Here is a 17,091-nt window from a genome sequence, read left to right on the forward strand (position 1 = left end):
TGGACAACATTATGTCTGACCTGGAGCAACTGAAACAGAGAGTGGGCAGCGGATTAACCGACCAGACCTTCCTGCTGGCGCCACGAACGGGGAAGGACCTGCTCGAGCTGGTGGCGAAATATACCGCAGCCGTGCCGTTTGCCGGCCATGCCGGCGCTGACTGGAAAAGCTTCTGGCTGACCGGCCGCACGCCGCAAGGGCTGAGTGACATTTATCAGCGCCCCGAGCTGGCAGAGAAAAAGCTGCCGGTACAGCAGGCGTTTCTGCTGGCGCTGCTGCATCTGCTCGAAACGCCCAGAGCCCTGCTGAACACGGTGCCGGCGCGGCATCGTTCACTGTACTACCGGGATTTATTGGGGTTTTCCCCCCGCGGCCCGCAGCCGGACAGCGTGGCGGTGAGCTTTACGCTGCACAAAAATGCTTCCCCGTATGCGTTACCCGCCGGCAGCCTGCTGGATGGCGGCCAGGACAGCGCCGGGAACAGCATCACCTATCAGACTGACGACAGTTTGCTGATCACCGGCCAGCAGCTGCAACAGCTGTGCTGGACGGCTCAGGTTGAGAATACCTGGAAACGCTATACCGTCATCGACAGCGCGACGGACGTTACGCTACCGGCTGAAGGGCTGCGTCTTTTTAGCGACATCGGGGAAGGGACGGCCACGCAAGAGCAGGCTCCCGTGCTCTATCTGGGGTTCAACGGGACGTCGGCGCAGGACACCCTGTCGGTTTACTGGTCTGTGCGCGCCTCATCGGCGCTGGATCTGGCCTGGTGTTATTACAACGGCACAGACTGGGCCTCGCTGGATGCGGAGCTGCAGGACGAGACGGCGGGCCTGTCCGTCAGCAACCTGTGGCGGGCGCGGTTGCCGGCGGACAGTCAGCCAGGCTCGCCAAAGAATGATGGGCTGCAGGAGGCCGGGTATTACTGGATCAAAGGCACGCTGAACGAAAAGAAAGCGGTAAAGGACGAGCGCGCGCCTGCCGAGGCAATGCCGAAACTGCAGGCCGTGCTGGCCAGTGCGATGACCGCGACCCTGAATGTGGCGCAGACTGTTGACGACAGCCACTTTGCCCAGCCGCTGCCGGCCAACACCGTCAGCCAGCTGGTGACGCCGGTTGCCGCCATCAGCGGTGTTCGCCAGCCCCTGCCTTCGGTAGGCGGGCAGCCGCGGGAAACCGAGGCGGCGATGTCGCAGCGCGCCGCGACCCGGATAGCCCACCGCCAGCGGGCGATCACCTGGAACAATATGCGCAGCCTGCTGATGGAGCACTACCCGGAGATTTTTGATGTTCGTTTTCCCGATGTGGACAAATTGAGCCATCTCCCGGCGCTGGAGGTGCAATCGCTGATGGTTATCCCTGACGGCCGTTATGGCGATAACGATGACGCGGTGCGCCCGGCGCTCAGTGACGGAAGGCTGACCCGGATGGCGCTGTGGCTGGCGCAGTACACCTCGCTGTGGGCGGCGCCGACGCTTAAGAACCCGAAATATATCGATGTGACGGCCCGCTATCGGGTGACGTTCGTGGCGGGTATTCGCCCGGATTATGGCTATCGTCAGCTCGCGGCGCAGTTGCAACACGATTATCTGCCCTGGGCGACCGATCGGCGCCAGGCGGTCACGCCGGGCAATCAGGTGGATTACTACCTGCTGCTGGCCACGTTGCAACAGTCACCGCTGGTGCAGTCCGTGAACGCGCTGGTCCTTATTCACGACGTTATTGATGAAACGGGAAAGTCCACCTCGGTGAAAACACAAAGCACCGTCACCGCCAGGGATGACGAGGTCCTGATTTTATGTCCGCAAGGAGAGACTGATGTCTAAAGAAAACGCCCTGTTCCCGGCGGTGAAGGACGCGATTGCGTTTGAGGCACTGTGGCAACAGGCTCACGAAAAAGTTACTGCGCTCAGTGGCAATATCTGGACGGATACCGGCGATCACGATCCGGGCGTCACCTTGCTGCAGTCCGCAACCTGGAACTGTTCCGACCTCAGTTACCGCGCGTCGCTGCCGCTGAATGACCTGCTGACCCATCAAGACCGGAACACCTTGTTCCCGGAAGAGTTCTGTCCTGAACAGGTGCTCACCTGCAACACGGTGACGGCAGAGGATTACCGCCGGGCCTTACTGGACCTGCACAGCAGCGATATTAAGACCCTGGACACCCCCGGGCAGGATTTTTTATTCAGCGATGTCAGCCTGACGCAGGAACCTGAAGCGCACCGTTTTCACTGGTGGTATAACGCGGAAAAACGCGAATACAGCTTCACGGAACCGACGGTCACCCAGCCTGAAGACAAGAAGACGCTGTCTCTGCGGGGGAATCTGTGGCTGACGCTGGTCCCGACCCGCTATACCCAGTCCCTGTCATCCGAGAATCGGGCGGCAGTGGAGCAATACCTGGCTGAGTTTCTTGCGGCGCACCGTAATCTCGGCGAAGCGGTATCGCGCATTATCTGGCTGCAACCGGCGACCTTTATCCCAAGGATGACGATTGAACTGGCCGATAACATCGGCGACATCAATCAGGTGGCGGCGCAGATTTATCAGGTTACCGACGCGTTCTTGCGCCCGGCGGTCGCCCGTTATACCACCGAACAACGGCGTGCGCGCGGTGATGCCGATGACGCCATTTTCGAGGGGCCGAAGCTGAAGCACGGCTGGCAGCAAACGGCACCCTCGCAGATCGCTGCCGGGGGATACGTCCTCAACCTCGGCCCGCTGGTGAACCTGTTGCTGGCTATCCCCGGCGTGGCCAGCCTGAGCACCTTGTCAGTCGATAAAGGCGATGGACACATCACGGCCGTTGCGGGGGACAGCTGGCGCTGGCAGGTGGCTGAGGGTTATTACCCCCAGCTGTGGGGGGCATCGCCGTTGGATCTGCTGGCCACGGCCGGCGGCCCGTTAACGCTGGTGTCGAAAGGCGGTATTCGCAATGCGCTGGACAGTAAGACGATGGCGGGTTACCTGACACAGGCAGACCTGATTGAAACGACGCCCACGGTGTTACCTGCCGGCCGCTTTCGTGATCAGACGCGCTATATTCCCGTCGGGCAGCGTCTGCCCGAATGCTATGCCCTGCAGCAGCCCGATGCCGTGATTGATGACCAGACGCGGGCGGTGCATCAGTTTCTGCTGCCAGTCGATCAGCTGCTGGCCGACGTCACGGCAGAGCTGGCGCAGCTGCCGACCTTACTGGCCTTTAAAGACCGGGGCGACGACATTCGGGGAACCCGCTGGCCCTATGCCGATACGATGGTACAACAGGCTATCCATCAGCCCTACGCGGAAACGCTGAAAGCGATTGCGCAGCAGGATGCGGCGATCCTCACGCAGAGTAAGCAGCCTAATGGGGTGAATTTTGCCCGCGAACTGGATTTTCTTCAGTACCTGTTGGGGTATTTTGGCACCGAGCGGGCCGCCCTGCCGCTGACGCTGGATATGGCTGATTTTATGGCGACGCAGCGGGCATTTCTGGCGCAGCAACCCGAATTAGGCTACGACCGCACCAATATCCGTATTGACCGGGTCTCTGCCCTGCAAAAGCGCATTGCGGCGCGCATCGGTCTGGATTGTATCTGTTTTGCTGAACAGCCGGACCTCAGCCAACTGCCGTTTTACCTGGTTGAGCATCGTCAGCTGTTGCCTCAGATCCCGGACAGCGCCTTTGACAGTGAGCAGACCCCGTCCGGTTTTACGGTCGATGATCCTGACATTACCCTGACGCAGGCGGGCAGTGCCGGCAAGGTGGTCCGGGGGCAGCTTATCGACCTGATTATGATTGAAGAGGGGCATCGACTGTATGTGAAAAGGGTGCTGGTTACTGCGACCAGAGGGGACACGTTAACCCTCAATATGAATAACAGCCAACAATTACGCACTAACCTTGACCGCCTTAACAAGGCTTTCTCGGGGGACAAGTTGCGTTGGCAAAACAACAATGTCTGGCTGCAGGATATGGATTACCGATTGAACTACGGCCAACCGACGGAGCCACTGCCAGATAACCAGCGTTTACTGGCGAGCAACGCGCAATTCCCATACCCCGCCATGGCCACTGTCGGTGATGACATCGTCCTGCGTCTCGCTGGCATTCAGGGGGGAAACGGTATCGGTTCTGCCGCTATTGATGATGACTGGCAGCTTGCGGCGACCGTGGTGGCGGTCCATCCGCTTGCGGGTACGTTACTTATCGAAAAAGCGGCCGGCAGCACAGTGGATTTTCCAACGGAAGAGACCAGTTTTCATTACCAGTGGGCGTTTAGCCAGGCGAACTATGCGACGACAGACCGATTCTCGTTTGTGGTCAGCGCGGTACTCAATCGCCGTCTGATTGAGAGCCCCTATATCGAGCCTGACAAGCTGGTTGCCTGGGTGCAGAAAAGCATTATGGCGGAGTTTCCGGCCCACGTGTCCCTGATTAATCACTGGCTTGATGACGCCACCTTTAAAAACTTCGGCGCGACTTATAAGCGTTGGCAAAACAACGGTACGCCGTTGGGCGATGATGCCTTTGCGCTGATGCAGATGCTGACCTTAGGCCATCTGCCTGTTAACCAGTTGGGCATTGGCCTGATGCGCATCGCCACCGAGGCGCAGCGCACTGAGGTTGTCGGTGACGGCAGCCAATGGAACGAAAAGATCATTCTGAACGAAGAGCTGTTCTACGTGCCGCAAGACGTGCCAACCACCCTTTAATATCATGACAAAATGACAAATCTGGAGAGCAAAATGACTGATAAAAACCCGCAGAACAAGGCAGAAACCCCGGTGAATACCTCGGCAGCACCAGCCAAAGCAGCGTACACCACCCGTGACGGTGAGCTAAAGAGCAACGCCTTACCCCAGGCCGATGCGCTGAAAGAGCGCTTTAAGACGGGCAGTATTCCGCTGCAGACGGATTTTGCTGACCTGATCGATCTGGCCAATATGGGGCGCCAGGCGGTGGGGGGCGCAGAAGGTCAATCGGGCCCGGCAGAGGGGTTTACCCTCTCTGATACCGGGCGTCTGGAGTTAAAACCCAACGCGGCGAAAGGGGTTAGCGTCGATCAGGACGGCGTAGCCATTAAAACTGGGCAAGGTATCAAGGTTAATGACAGTGGCGTATATTTGCCGCTGGGATGGGGGTTGACACATGGTGGAGATGGCCTGGATGTTTTATGTAAAGAAAATGGTGGACTCGGCGCATCGACAGATGGCACGTGGGTTATTCCTGGTCAAGGTATTACGGTAGGTAGCGACGGTGTAGGTGTGAGTGCTGGCAATGGCGTTGCTGTAACCAGTGGTGGCGTGAACATCAAACTGGCGAAGGGTGATCATACCAACGGAGGTGGGGGGCAAGGTACTGATGGTACTACCTCAGGGTCTGGCGGTGGATTATGGTTGGATTCGAATGGATTGTCCGTAGATGCGGGGGAAGGTATTCAAATAGATGATGGGGGGTGAGCGTCAAGCTGGCTAATAAGAGTGGACTGAGTGCTGATGAAAGTAATGGTTTAAAAATTTGCGAAGGAAACGGCGTTGCTATTAATAGTGATGGTGTGAGCGTCAAATTGGCGAAGGGGACTTATTCCAACGGAGGTGAGGGGCAAGGGACCGATGGTACGACTTCGGGTACTGCCGGTGGATTACGCTTGGATTCGAATGGATTGTCCGTAGATGCGGGGACTGGCATGCAAATCAATGCGCAAGGCGTGAGTGTCAAATTGGCCACTGGTAGTGGCTTGAGTGCGGATGAGGATAATGGTTTAAACGTTCTTTCAGGAAATGGCACTGTTGTGACTGGCAGTGGAGTGAATGTCAAACTGGCGAAGGGGACTAATACCAACGGAGGTGGGGGGCAAGGGACCGATGGTACGACTTCGGGTACTGCCGGCGGATTATGCTTGGATTCGAATGGATTGTCCGTAGATGCGGGGACTGGCATGCAAATCAATGCGCAAGGCGTGAGTGTCAAGCTGGCCGGTAATAGTTGTCTAAGTGCTGATGAAACTTATGGTTTGTCTTTAAATCTCCCGGTAGGGTTGTGTTTTTTGAGTGTGACAACATATAACCCAAACGGACAATTATCCGGGAATTGGAGTCGTGGGGCAAACATACATATCGGGAACGGTATCTATACAATCTGGTGTAAGGAGAGTTAATGGATTTCTTTTGTAAATAATGAGTGCAAGCCATAAGACCCTATAATTTATTTAGCTGGTTTTGTAGGGTTTTATGTGGTTTTTTGTTGGGTAATGGCATTTTCTTTGCGTGGTTTTAAATTGAGTTGGTTGTATTTAAAAATGAATGCTGTTTTGCTCTCTGATTTATATGGTGGTGCTTGTATGATTATTAAGAGGTGGATAAGAATAATATGAAACTGGGTGTTGTGATTTTTAAGGTCAAAGCTCATGATCGAAGGCTTGCCGAGAACATATTAAATTCATTTCATTTTAGTTCTGAAGTAATCAAGAAAAGCCTTTCTCATATCTCACGAGAAAACAATAGTGTGAATATGATGAAAGTTGACAGGTGGGTGCTCACGTTAGCCCCTATTCCTGCTGCCCAGTTTGGCTCGCTATTTCTCCCTCGCTTGGTACAGGCATTTGCAGAGCGCTTTGCCTGTGAGCGAGAGTCAAGTACGGGCGGCCATACTCTGAAGCTACCAACATCCAATTCAACTGAATCAAATGCATTATTTAGCGGGAATCACCTTGATGGCGAGGGAGCTCTCCAGCTTGCTTGTAGTTGTCTGTCCCCTCAGACATTTAAGGCATTATTACAGGATAGTCCGGCATATCAGCTTCAGAAGTTGCTCAAGCGGTTACTTGAGGGGGCATGGCAATCTCCGAAAATGCTGCCGGTATTTTGGTATGGTCGAGTGACAGCTGCCCGATTGTCGATAGCCGCCGTATTGTACTTACTCAAAAGCCAGCAGGGGCATGATTGGCTGATGCAACAGCACTCCCCCGCAGCCAGCCAGGTGACTGGCTGGGCAGAAGCCATTGCTCGTGGTGAAATTCCCCCTGAACAGGTGGCACAGTTACTGACGGGTAATCAGCCTTCCGACAGTGCATTGCCCGAGCAACGTGATTGCCCCCCCTTGATCGTCATGCGTTGGTTGTTGCCGTTATGGCAGCAACCCACAGTACGCCAGGTGATTCGTAGAATGAAAGGGGAAGGCAGTGTGCAGCAGATTGATGCTTATCTGAGCCGTTGTGCCCAACGGCAGGATGATAACGCCGTGCTGCCGGGGTATGAGGGGGGGGACACTGAGTCTCTGCTGGCTGGACTATCGCGAGCCGACGCCACGCTGCCGGAGGGTAAGGGGATGCACACCGAGCCTCCGCAGGCTGCACTATCACGAGCCGAGGAGGGTAAGGAGAGGATTAACCCCCCAGCTCAGGTTGGGCTACCGCCTGATAATTGCATGCTATTGAAGAGTAAGGAGATACCTGCAACATCCCGACGCACGATACAACCTGGGAAAGCCGGCCTCCGTTCGCCGAATACGCCGCGCTTGTCGAGCCAGGGTATCAGCAACGCCGGTTTGCTCCTGCTGTGGCCGCTTTTGCCTCAGCTATTTTCCCAGCTGGGGCTGTGGGAGGAAGAGCGGTTTGTCAACGAGGCGGCGCGGTGGCAGGCCGTGTACGGTCTTGACCGCTTGGTCTGGGGGGAAGTTAGCCCGACGGAGGGCAGGTTGACGCTGAATCAGGTGTTATGTGGGGTGTCCTGCTCAACAGCCGTACCGCCGCCCGCACCGCTGAGTTTGGTGCAACAGCAGCAGATTGACGACTGGCTGACCGCTATCGGCCAACAACTTCCCGGTTGGCAAAAATTGAGTCTGACAGACATTCGGCAATTGTTCTTGCAGCGGGCAGGGGAAATCAACATGGAAGAAATGTTTCCTCAAATCAGTGTGCGGCCGGAACCCTATGATTTCTTACTCAGAGACTGGCCGTGGCCCATGACGCTGGCGTCTTTCCCGTGGACTGAACAGCCACTGACCATCGTCTGGCCGCTTAACGGTTTCACAGGATAAACCGCCGCTATCTTCTTTTCTTATCGGATATCAATATGACGCTTTCTTCAGCACTTCAGCCCGCGTTTATTCCGCAGGGTGATTGCCGGCTATCGCTCTTGTTTAGCGAGCTGGAACGTATCGATCTGCTATTACAGCATTATTATTACCGCCATTCGGCGCGCCACGAGGGACTTAACGCGTTTCTGCTCAGCGAAGAGGAAGTGGAGGCGCGCAGGCAACACCCTGTCGGCCGGCCTCATTGGGCCGCCGCTACTCAGCCGGTATACCGGGTGGAAAACGGGCAGCCCTTGTTGGCAGAAGGCTTAACGGAGCTGATTCATCGTTTCGAACTCACCGACTTTGAACGGGACTCGCTGCTATTGGGATTGCTGCCCCATTTTGACAGCCGTTATTATGATCTGTTTTCCTGGATCCAGCAGGGAAGGCAAAGTCAGCTGCCCAGTTTTTCATTGGCCCTCACGCTATTTTGCCCTTCAGACCGGGAAAAGCGGGCGCAGCAAGCCAGTTTTCTGCCTCAGGCGCCGTTAATGTGCTGTCAGCTGTTAACGATTGAGGAGAATAAAAAAAATCCGGCCTGGAGCCAAACCCGCTTTATGACCGACAGCAGCGTGTACCATTTTTTACTCGGGCATCACTATTTGGCACCGACGTTAGCATCGTGGGCGGAATGGTCAACGCCGCCAGTGCTACCGTTTTATCCTGCCGGCTTAAAAGACGCGCTGGCCGGCGTGTTACTGACGGACGACATTGAGCCGCGCCCCGTGGTGCTGCTGCGCGGTATGCCCGGGAGCGGCAGAACCCATGCGGTATCGGGCATTTTTGCCTCTGACAACCGGCAGACGCTGCAGGTCGACATCGATAAGTGCGCCGAGAGTGATGACGATGCGCTGTTACTGCATTTAACCTGTCTGATGCGCGAAGCCCGTATGCGCGGCGCGGGCATGGTTATACGTAACCTGCAGGCACGGATGGAAAAGAGCACGTCACTGCCGGAGAGGCTATCTGAGCAGCTGAACCAGCCGGGGTTAAGGGTGGTGTGCCTGGTTGAACCCTATGCCCCGCCTTTATGGCTGAAAAAGACGCCCTCCTTGCAGACAGCGATGCCGGTGTTAACGCAGGAGGAAAAACTGCACCTGCTCAGGGATTGCCTGCCGGAACAACGTGCGGCGGATATGGACCTTATCAGTCTCAGCCAGCGCTACACCTTTACCCCGGAAAGCCTGCCGCTGATGGTACAAGAGGCCGAACTGTATCGGCAGCAACGCGACCCGGCGGATGTGCTGCAACAGTGTGATATTCGCCAGGCGCTCAATTTACGCAACCAACAGAATTTCGGTTCCTTAGCGCAACGCATTACGCCGAAGCGGACATTAAACGACCTGTTGGTGTCAGAGAGCCTCTTGCAACAGCTCCAGGAGATGTTGACGGCCATTCGCTATCGGGAAAAAGTGCTGGCCGGCGGTTTTAAAGACAAGGTGGGATATGGCGTCGGGATCAGCGCGCTGTTCTACGGTGACTCGGGAACCGGGAAAACCATGGCGGCGGAAGTGCTCGCCCATACTCTTGGGGTGGATTTAATCAAGGTAGACCTCTCTACGGTGATCAATAAATACGTGGGTGAAACCGAGAAAAACCTCTCCCGTATCTTCGATTTGGCAGAACAGGATGCCGGCATCTTGTTCTTTGATGAAGCCGATGCCTTATTTGGCAAGCGCAGTGAAACCAAGGATGCCCATGACCGGCATGCCAATATTGAAGTGTCTTACCTGTTACAGCGGCTGGAAAATTTCCCCGGGTTGGTTATTTTATCCACCAATAACCGCAGCCATCTCGACAGCGCATTTAACCGGCGCTTTACCTTTATTACCCGCTTTGCTTATCCGGATGAATCACTGCGGCATGACATGTGGAAAAAGATATGGCCGAAGAATATCAGAATCTCACCGGACGTGGACTTTGAACAATTAGCGCAGCGGGCCAATATTACCGGCGCCAATATCAGGAATATTGCCCTGTTGGCCGCCCTCTTTGCTGAGGAGAGTGACAGTCAGGAAGTCAGTCACCGCCATATCGACGCGGCGTTAACCCGTGAGCTGGCCAAAACAGGGCGGCTTGCGATGTAACCTGTTGTCTGAACAGCTAGAATAAACGACACATCACGAACAGCCAAATCTCTGAATGTTACCGGGTGATTTGTATCTTCTTTATATTTTCGGAGAGTCAGTATGAATACGTCCCAATATATTAATCCTGCCAAAGCGACTGCCTTTAAGTTCAATAATGACAGAGAGGATGAGATTGAAAATAAGATAGATCAACCTGTGGAGTTAACAGATAGATTCAAGTATGGAGATGTTCTTTATGGATTAGATGCACCTCGTAATGTTGCTTTAGAAAATCTCGCTGCGGCCGGATTTAACAGGAAGGAAGCAGTAAAACCTAAAGTCAAAAACTTGCTGGCATGCATACGTCAGTTCTTCAAAAAACCGAAAAAAAAGCAAATATTCTTATCCAGAATGATATCACTAACGCAGTCTGGGACCCTGAGATACCCACACAGTATTCTGATGACAAGCAACTCGCGAAAGTATTAAATGACCCTGCGCGTGCTTCTGAATTCAGACAATTTATTGCCTCCCATAAAAATTACAATGTGAAAGAGCAATCCTTGATAGCACAACAAAGAGGAGAGCAACTTGATGCAAAAGATATGTGGAAAAAGACAAGCAAGGCAGGTCTTGAGTACCAGTTGCTCAACAGGAAGAAGCCGCTGCACTTTGTTGTTGATATCATTGGCGATGATATTGGTATCATTGTATCAAAAGAGGGGCACGGCACGAGTATCACCTCAAGCGAGCTGCGCTGGCTGTATCGACACAGAGATCTCCCTGAAGTTCGTTCAAATCTGATTTTTTATCGGGACGGTGTGCAGATCCCTCATGACGAAATCTTCACTAATGAGGGATGGAGTAACTATCACCCCAAAAATCAATACCGACCTTAACTGTGTACTTGGCTGTGTCCGAATCTGTCAACTGCAGTGATATTAGGATCAGCTATTTAGAGTAGCTACCTGCGGACTCTGTTTATTCACGGAGCGAGGGGCGCATGAAAGTGCCGGGGCCATGGATAACCTACCAGGAGCCCACCAACAGCAGTGACGATGGCGAACAAACTGGCGAGAACGCTATGGGCGATAGCCGCTGACCATAGTCAGTACGATAAATATTACGTCAGTATCAGGCCGCATTAATCGCTGATACCGATAAACATTAGCTCTTCATAAAAGGATGAATGCAGAAAGGTTGCTTTGGCGACCATAGTGATGACAACGACAGGTAAGACCGTGACTCACTAAACCTGAATATTTTTAGCTCTCTGAGGTAATGAGGCGTGAGTCGGCGAATTAGATAGGGGCCCGCAGTTTCCAAGCTGCAATAAAGCCGGATATAAAGCTGCAACCTACCGTCGATGTCAGAACAATGGATGGCGTTGCAAACGGGATGCGTTCATATAAACGAGTATGTCTAATTATCAAACCCTGATCGACGTGAATAACGCGATGAATAAGATGCTGCGCGCCTACGTGAATGAGGACGTGGCAATCCGTTTTGATTTACCGGATGTGGATGCGACGCAGGCTGATGCCGCAGTAAGCGTGTTTCTTTATGATATCCACGAAGACCTGCAGCTGCGCACCGCAGGACCCCGCGGGTTTAATGCCGGAACAGGGCTGTTGTCACCCGGCTGGGTCAACGTGAAGTGTAACTACCTCATTACCTATTGGGAATCAACCGCCCCCGCCACGGATGCCGGCAACCCAGACAGTCAACCGGACAATCAAGCCATCAAAGTGATGTCTCAGGTTTTGGCGGCATTGATTAACAACCGCCAGTTATCTGATATCCCTGGAGCCTATACGCAGGTTATGCCGCCCCAAGAAAACCTGAACAGCCTGGGTAACTTTTGGCAATCTCTGGGCAATCGTCCGCGCCTTTCGCTTAACTATTGTGTCACTGTACCGATTAGTCTGGGGGGTAAAGGCGAGGCAGTGACGCCGGTTAAATCCGTGTCTACCATCGTTGAGCCAAAAGCGCCGGTTTCTCCACAGGCCATTTCCGATGCACTGCGAGAGCAACTGATAGTGGCGCTGGGCGGTGACTATGATGCCCGTCTTGCGATGACGCACGTGAATCTGGATGCCTCGCCGGTTGCTGCTTCAAACGGGAGTGCGGCTGACATCAGGGTGGCGTTACGGGTTTCCGGTATGACGCGAACAGAATATCTCGACCCGATGAACACGGTTTTTGACACCTGGAAAAAGGATGGGGCTGCGGTGGTCACGCCCGATGGCTATCACATTCATATCACTGCAGTTGATAATGCAGACTTGACGGGGATTTAAACACATACTGAATGTGGCAATGTGCAGCAGGATAACCGGTTTGTATAACCTTCTTCTGTGGGCCAACTATCCGCATTATTAGTCCAGACACGGGCGAAGTGCGCCAAGCGCAGATCTTCGTCGCCACATTGGGCACCTCAAACTACACCGATGTTTAAGCCTGTGAAAACCAGCGCCAGGAAAGCGGGCTGATGGCGCATGTCAGGGCGTTCGAGTTCTTCGGCGTCATCACGGGGCGGCTTGCTCTTCAGCCCGCAACATAAAAACCACAGTGAGAAACTCATCATAGACAGTGATGACGTACCATTAATGCAGAGAAACGAGTATGTCTAATTATCAAACCTTGGTTGATGTGAATAAGGCGATGGAAAAGATGTTGCGCTTATATGTGGATCTGGGTGTGGCAATCCGCTTTGATTTACCGGATGTGGATGCCACGCAGGCTGATGCTGCAGTAAGCGTGTTTCTTTATGATATTCACGAAGACCTGCAGCTGCGCACCGCAGGACCCCGCGGGTTTAATGCCGGAACGGGGCTGTTGTCACCCGGCTGGGTCAACGTGAAGTGTAACTATCTCATTACCTATTGGGAATCAACCGCCCCCGCCACGGATGCCGGCAACCCAGACAGTCAACCGGATAATCAGGCCATCAAAGTGATGTCTCAGGTTCTGGCGGCATTGACTAACAACCGCCAGTTCGCTGATATCCCAGGGGTCTACACGCAGGTTATGCCGCCCCAAGAAAACCTGAACAGCCTGGGTAATTTCTGGCAATCGCTGGGCAATCGCCCGCGCCTGTCGCTTAACTATTGTGTCACCGTACCAATTAGTCTGAGTGATAAAGGCGAGAAAGTGACCCCGGTGAAATCCTTGTCTACCATCGTTGAGCCAAAAGCGCCGGTTTCTCCACAGGCCATTTCCGATGCACTGCGAGAGCAACTGATAGTGGCGCTGGGCGGTGACTATGATGCCCGTCTTGCGATGACGCACGTGAATCTGGATGCCTCGCCGGTTGCTGCTTCAAACGGGAGTGCGGCTGACATCAGGGTGGCGTTACGGGTTTCCGGTATGACGCGAACAGAATATCTCGACCCGATGAACACGGTTTTTGACACCTGGAAAAAGGATGGGGCTGCGGTGGTCACGCCCGATGGCTATCACATTCATATCACTGCAGTTGATAATGCAGACTTGACGGGGATTTAAACACATACTGAATGTGGCAATGTGCAGCAGGCACCTTGGAATTGCAAGTTATTAAACGATACACAAGGCACTATTGAATTCATTGATAGTTAAATAGGCTCACTCTGGTGTAATGCTGTTCACCTTAAGTGAACAACATTACGTTAGCTGGCATTTCTCTGGGGATGTGCCCTCTATTTTTTTATGATTCCAATTTGCGAATTTCACACAAAATGTAAATACACATACAAATACCCCCATTAATCCAACCTGATAATGAAAAAGGAATGATATGTTTTCTATAAAATCTTTGAGTAAGGTAACTAAAACCCTTCCAGCGTATAGCCAGTTAGATGAAGAAGATGATGATTATGTGGATGACGAACATGAAGACGGCCCTTTGCCTGTAGAACTGGAAGGGGAATACAAAACTCTCGATTACAATTTTCTCCGTGAGCAAATCGCTAATAGACTTAACCCAGATGAAGAATACATTTTGTATAGGGGAACAAGTAGCCATGGTGTTATAAACATGCTTAATAACAATTCTGCAGGCGATAAACTTGACGCTGAAACCCCACCTCCATCTGTAGCAGAGGTAAAAAAACAAGTAGGTAAGGGCGCTTTTTTACCAGAATTTACCACTGACAGTAGTGTTTTTGACCGTTTTTCAAGAGGCCACTATGGTGTTGTTGTTAAAATAAAACAACGCTATCTCGCTGCAGGAAGCTGGAGTGAATCAGGCGTTGTGGTTAACAAGAGCGCACCGATAACAATTCTTCAAGTTTATGATAGAACTTTTGGAAAACCCGAAGTTTTCGGACCTAACGCTTCATAAGGCTGTTTGGTTCATGGTCAGAAAATTGAACTTTTTTGGTATTGTATGATGACTATCAATGGCATTGATTAGATCATGCATATTCCGACCTAAACCGATCATCGATTCCGATTTAAGCCGATCACACTTTCCTATTTAATTCGATCACGTTTTCCGATTTTAACCGGCCAACTTTTACCGTTCTTCAGAACCGGTGATCCTGGCTTCGGAATCCGTGATCGGATTGTCGGAATTTATGATCCTGACGTCGGAATCTCAACTATTGTGTCACCGTACCAATTAGTCTGAGTGATAAAGGCGAGAAAGTGACCCCGGTGAAATCCTTGTCTACCACCGCTGAGCCAAAAGAGCCTGTTTCTCCACAGGCAATTTCCGACGCACTGCGAGAGCAACTGATAGTGGCGCTGGGCGGTGACTATGATGCCCGTTTTGCGATGACGTACGTCAATCTGGATGCCTCGCCGGTTGGCGCTTCAAACGGGAGTGCGGCTGATATCAGGCTGCCGCTGCGGGTTTCCGGTATGACGCGAACAGGATATCTCGACCCGATTAACACGGTTTTTGAAGCATGGGAAAAGGATGAGGCTGCGGTGGCGGCATGCAACGGCTGTGACATCTACATTAGTACTATCGATAAGTCTGGCCTGACGGAGGCTTAGGTTAAATATCGGCCACCAAGATTTTATTAGGTGATCTTTATCATCCTGGCAACGGAATGAGGCTTCGAAAAGTGTGAATCTTTGTTGGGTAAACGTTCTGGTCTGAGTGTGAAGCGTGTCGCTGTTGTAATAAAGATATACACCGTGATTTTTTTGCGAAAAAAATGAGTTATATTTTCTCTCGTTGCGAGTAAACGTCAAAACTATAGAATAGCAGTAGCGTTAAAGTTTGTTTTTGAGGCCGAGTTTTCTAACTGGAGCGACCTGGCTTTATCATTGTTGAGTTCTTTCTCTAGCAGGATTATTACACGAGAGGGTTTTGTAAGGTTGTTTTTTGATGTAATGCATTTTTATAGGGGGCTGACGCTCAGTGGAACGAAAACTCACGCTAAGCAATGTTTTCTTCATCCGACGCCTCTTTTAATGACCGCAGATGCTCTTTCGTCACCAGTTCTGCCAGCGTGAAGGAATAATGGCCGAGCATATTGATATGTCCGTGGCAAAGTGGTGAGAGGCGTGCGATATCTTCATCATTCACGGTTTCACCCTGTTCCCGGAGATGATCCAGGGCAGCCTGCATATAAATAGTGCTCCATAATACGACGGCGTTAGTCACCAGCCCCAGAGCTCCCAGTTGATCTTCCTGACCGTCGGTATATCGCTTTCTTATCTCACCTTTCTGTCCGTGGCAGATCGCTCTGGCAACCGCATGTCGGCTTTCTCCCCGGTTAAGTTGGGTCAGAATGCGTCGGCGGTAATCTTCATCATCAATATAATTAAGCAGATACAACGTTTTGTTAATGCGTCCCACTTCAATGATTGCCTGAGTCAGTCCGGAGGGGCGTTCACTTTTCAGTAATGAACGTACCAGCACCGAGGCCTGAACTTTTCCCAGCTTCAGGGAACCAGCGGCCCGGATCATTTCGTCCCACTGAAGGACTATTTTTCGGGGATCTGACTGCCCTCTGGCAATATCATTCAGCACTCCATGTGCGTTTTATTGACGACGGGATCAGTACCGATGGTGATATGGGACAAATGGTGGTCACAATTTTGTCGGCAGTGGCGCAGGCTGAACGCCGGAGGATCCTCGAGCGTACAAATGAAGGCTGACTGGAAGCCAGGCTGAAAGGTATCAGGTTTGGCCGCAAACACTCAGTTGACAGAGACACTGTGCTGGCGCTTCATCAGAAAGGCACTGGAGCAACGGAAGTCGCTCGTCAGCTCAGTATTGCTCGTTCCACGGTTTATAAGATTCTGAAAGAAGATAAGGTGGTGTAAGGATATCTATTTTTATTTATTAACCACTTGATAATTAACTAGTTATGTGCGTATTCCGCTCTATCCGATCACGGATTGGCATCGAAGTTCGATCAGCGATTCGCATCCATTCGATCAACCGGGAACTTAACTTTTCCTGCTGCTTTTTAACCTGTTTTTTCGGCGCTTTCCACTATCGGTTTATTTTTCCTCATTGACTCACCCTGGAGTACCAGTCTGTGCGCGTTATGCACCAGTCTGTCCAGGATCGCATCGGCCGTTGTCGGGTTATCCATCAGACCGTGCCACTTGTCTACCGGGAACTGACTGACCACGATGGTGCTGCTTTGTCCGTAGCGGTCTTCGATGATCTCCAGCAGGTCGTTACATTGCGCGTTGGTCAGCGGCTCCAGACCCAGATCGTCCAGTATCAGCACCTGCGTTTTCTGCAACTGTTTAAGATGCTTCAGCCAACTGCCGTCAACGCGCCCCTGCGCTAGCATCTCCAGTAGCCGTCCTGCACGCCAGTACTGCACGCTGTGTTTCTGCCGACACGCCTGCTCACCCAGCGCATTGGCTATCCAGCTCTTTCCACACCCCGTCGGACCGGTGATCAGCAGGTTTTTCTTGTGGATGATGTAGTGACCGCTCAGCAGTTCACGCATCTGTTCGGCCCGCAACCCACGGGAGATCGGGTAATGCAGCCCCTCC

At 52.6% G+C, this 17,091-nt stretch carries 12 protein-coding genes and 4 pseudogenes; 14 read left to right on the forward strand and 2 right to left on the reverse strand.

Annotated elements, in window-relative coordinates; genetic code table 11:
• Nucleotides 1-11 precede the first annotated feature (11 nt).
• From BHU62_RS12365 to BHU62_RS12415, 13 genes and pseudogenes are all read left to right on the forward strand, one after another.
• Nucleotides 12-1,829, forward strand: a complete 1,818-nt coding sequence (locus tag BHU62_RS12365) for a hypothetical protein (protein WP_139282280.1) — start codon at nucleotides 12-14, stop codon at nucleotides 1,827-1,829.
• Nucleotides 1,822-4,704, forward strand: a complete 2,883-nt coding sequence (locus BHU62_RS12370; protein ID WP_073532275.1) for a hypothetical protein — start codon at nucleotides 1,822-1,824, stop codon at nucleotides 4,702-4,704. The genes BHU62_RS12365 and BHU62_RS12370 overlap by 8 nt, the downstream gene beginning before the upstream one ends.
• 33 nt (nucleotides 4,705-4,737) lie before the next feature.
• Complete coding sequence (locus tag BHU62_RS12375; RefSeq protein WP_073532276.1) at nucleotides 4,738-5,451, forward strand: hypothetical protein; 714 nt, start codon at nucleotides 4,738-4,740, stop codon at nucleotides 5,449-5,451.
• Nucleotides 5,448-6,149, forward strand: coding sequence for a hypothetical protein (locus BHU62_RS24955; RefSeq protein WP_139282281.1), 702 nt, complete (start codon nucleotides 5,448-5,450; stop codon nucleotides 6,147-6,149). The genes BHU62_RS12375 and BHU62_RS24955 overlap by 4 nt, the downstream gene beginning before the upstream one ends.
• A 212-nt stretch (nucleotides 6,150-6,361) precedes the next feature.
• Entirely contained in the window at nucleotides 6,362-8,029 is a 1,668-nt protein-coding gene (locus BHU62_RS12380) for a contractile injection system tape measure protein (protein WP_139282282.1), read from the forward strand.
• A 35-nt stretch (nucleotides 8,030-8,064) separates the two neighbouring features.
• On the forward strand, nucleotides 8,065-10,155 hold the full coding sequence (locus BHU62_RS12385) for an ATP-binding protein (protein ID WP_073532278.1): 2,091 nt from the start codon (nucleotides 8,065-8,067) through the stop codon (nucleotides 10,153-10,155).
• A 338-nt stretch (nucleotides 10,156-10,493) separates the two neighbouring features.
• Entirely contained in the window at nucleotides 10,494-11,036 is a 543-nt protein-coding gene (locus tag BHU62_RS12390; RefSeq protein WP_073532279.1) for a hypothetical protein, read from the forward strand.
• 63 nt (nucleotides 11,037-11,099) lie between these two features.
• Nucleotides 11,100-11,285 (forward strand): annotated as a pseudogene (locus tag BHU62_RS25425) (IS110 family transposase); the annotation flags it as partial.
• A 270-nt stretch (nucleotides 11,286-11,555) separates the two neighbouring features.
• Nucleotides 11,556-12,437 carry a DUF4255 domain-containing protein gene (locus tag BHU62_RS12395; protein WP_073532280.1) on the forward strand — a complete coding sequence of 294 codons (882 nt, stop codon included), beginning with the start codon at nucleotides 11,556-11,558 and terminating at the stop codon, nucleotides 12,435-12,437.
• 53 nt (nucleotides 12,438-12,490) lie between these two features.
• Nucleotides 12,491-12,661: pseudogene (locus tag BHU62_RS25605) on the forward strand (IS21 family transposase); the annotation flags it as partial.
• A gap of 101 nt (nucleotides 12,662-12,762) precedes the next feature.
• Nucleotides 12,763-13,644, forward strand: coding sequence for a DUF4255 domain-containing protein (locus tag BHU62_RS12405; protein ID WP_073532281.1), 882 nt, complete (start codon nucleotides 12,763-12,765; stop codon nucleotides 13,642-13,644).
• Between the two features lie 271 nt (nucleotides 13,645-13,915).
• Nucleotides 13,916-14,461 carry a DUF4765 family protein gene (locus BHU62_RS12410; protein ID WP_073532282.1) on the forward strand — a complete coding sequence of 182 codons (546 nt, stop codon included), beginning with the start codon at nucleotides 13,916-13,918 and terminating at the stop codon, nucleotides 14,459-14,461.
• 305 nt (nucleotides 14,462-14,766) lie between these two features.
• Complete coding sequence (locus BHU62_RS12415; RefSeq protein WP_073532283.1) at nucleotides 14,767-15,120, forward strand: hypothetical protein; 354 nt, start codon at nucleotides 14,767-14,769, stop codon at nucleotides 15,118-15,120.
• A 388-nt stretch (nucleotides 15,121-15,508) separates the two neighbouring features.
• Here the strand turns inward: BHU62_RS12415 and BHU62_RS12420 are convergent.
• Nucleotides 15,509-16,111 (reverse strand): annotated as a pseudogene (locus tag BHU62_RS12420) (Tn3 family transposase); the annotation flags it as partial.
• Here BHU62_RS12420 and BHU62_RS25430 point away from each other — a divergent pair.
• Nucleotides 16,111-16,401: pseudogene (locus tag BHU62_RS25430) on the forward strand (helix-turn-helix domain-containing protein); the annotation flags it as partial. The pseudogenes BHU62_RS12420 and BHU62_RS25430 sit on opposite strands and share 1 nt — an antisense overlap.
• Before the next feature lie 146 nt (nucleotides 16,402-16,547).
• Here BHU62_RS25430 and istB read toward each other — a convergent pair.
• A partial coding sequence (istB, locus tag BHU62_RS12430) for an IS21-like element helper ATPase IstB (protein ID WP_073532293.1) occupies nucleotides 16,548-17,091 on the reverse strand: 544 nt, incomplete at its 5' end.

The sequence above is a fragment of the Serratia marcescens genome (assembly GCF_001902635.1).
GTDB lineage: Bacteria > Pseudomonadota > Gammaproteobacteria > Enterobacterales > Enterobacteriaceae > Serratia > Serratia marcescens_F.

Bases quoted from the DNA above. Each gene is read 5' to 3' on its own strand.
- BHU62_RS12365 (WP_139282280.1), top strand. From the start codon at position 12: ATGTCTGACCTGGAGCAACTGAAACAGAGAGTGGGCAGCGGATTAACC.
- BHU62_RS12370 (WP_073532275.1), top strand. From the start codon at position 1,822: ATGTCTAAAGAAAACGCCCTGTTCCCGGCGGTGAAGGACGCGATTGCG.
- BHU62_RS12375 (WP_073532276.1), top strand. From the start codon at position 4,738: ATGACTGATAAAAACCCGCAGAACAAGGCAGAAACCCCGGTGAATACC.
- BHU62_RS12380 (WP_139282282.1), top strand. From the start codon at position 6,362: ATGAAACTGGGTGTTGTGATTTTTAAGGTCAAAGCTCATGATCGAAGG.
- BHU62_RS12385 (WP_073532278.1), top strand. From the start codon at position 8,065: ATGACGCTTTCTTCAGCACTTCAGCCCGCGTTTATTCCGCAGGGTGAT.
- BHU62_RS12390 (WP_073532279.1), top strand. From the start codon at position 10,494: ATGCATACGTCAGTTCTTCAAAAAACCGAAAAAAAAGCAAATATTCTT.
- BHU62_RS12395 (WP_073532280.1), top strand. From the start codon at position 11,556: ATGTCTAATTATCAAACCCTGATCGACGTGAATAACGCGATGAATAAG.
- BHU62_RS12405 (WP_073532281.1), top strand. From the start codon at position 12,763: ATGTCTAATTATCAAACCTTGGTTGATGTGAATAAGGCGATGGAAAAG.
- BHU62_RS12410 (WP_073532282.1), top strand. From the start codon at position 13,916: ATGTTTTCTATAAAATCTTTGAGTAAGGTAACTAAAACCCTTCCAGCG.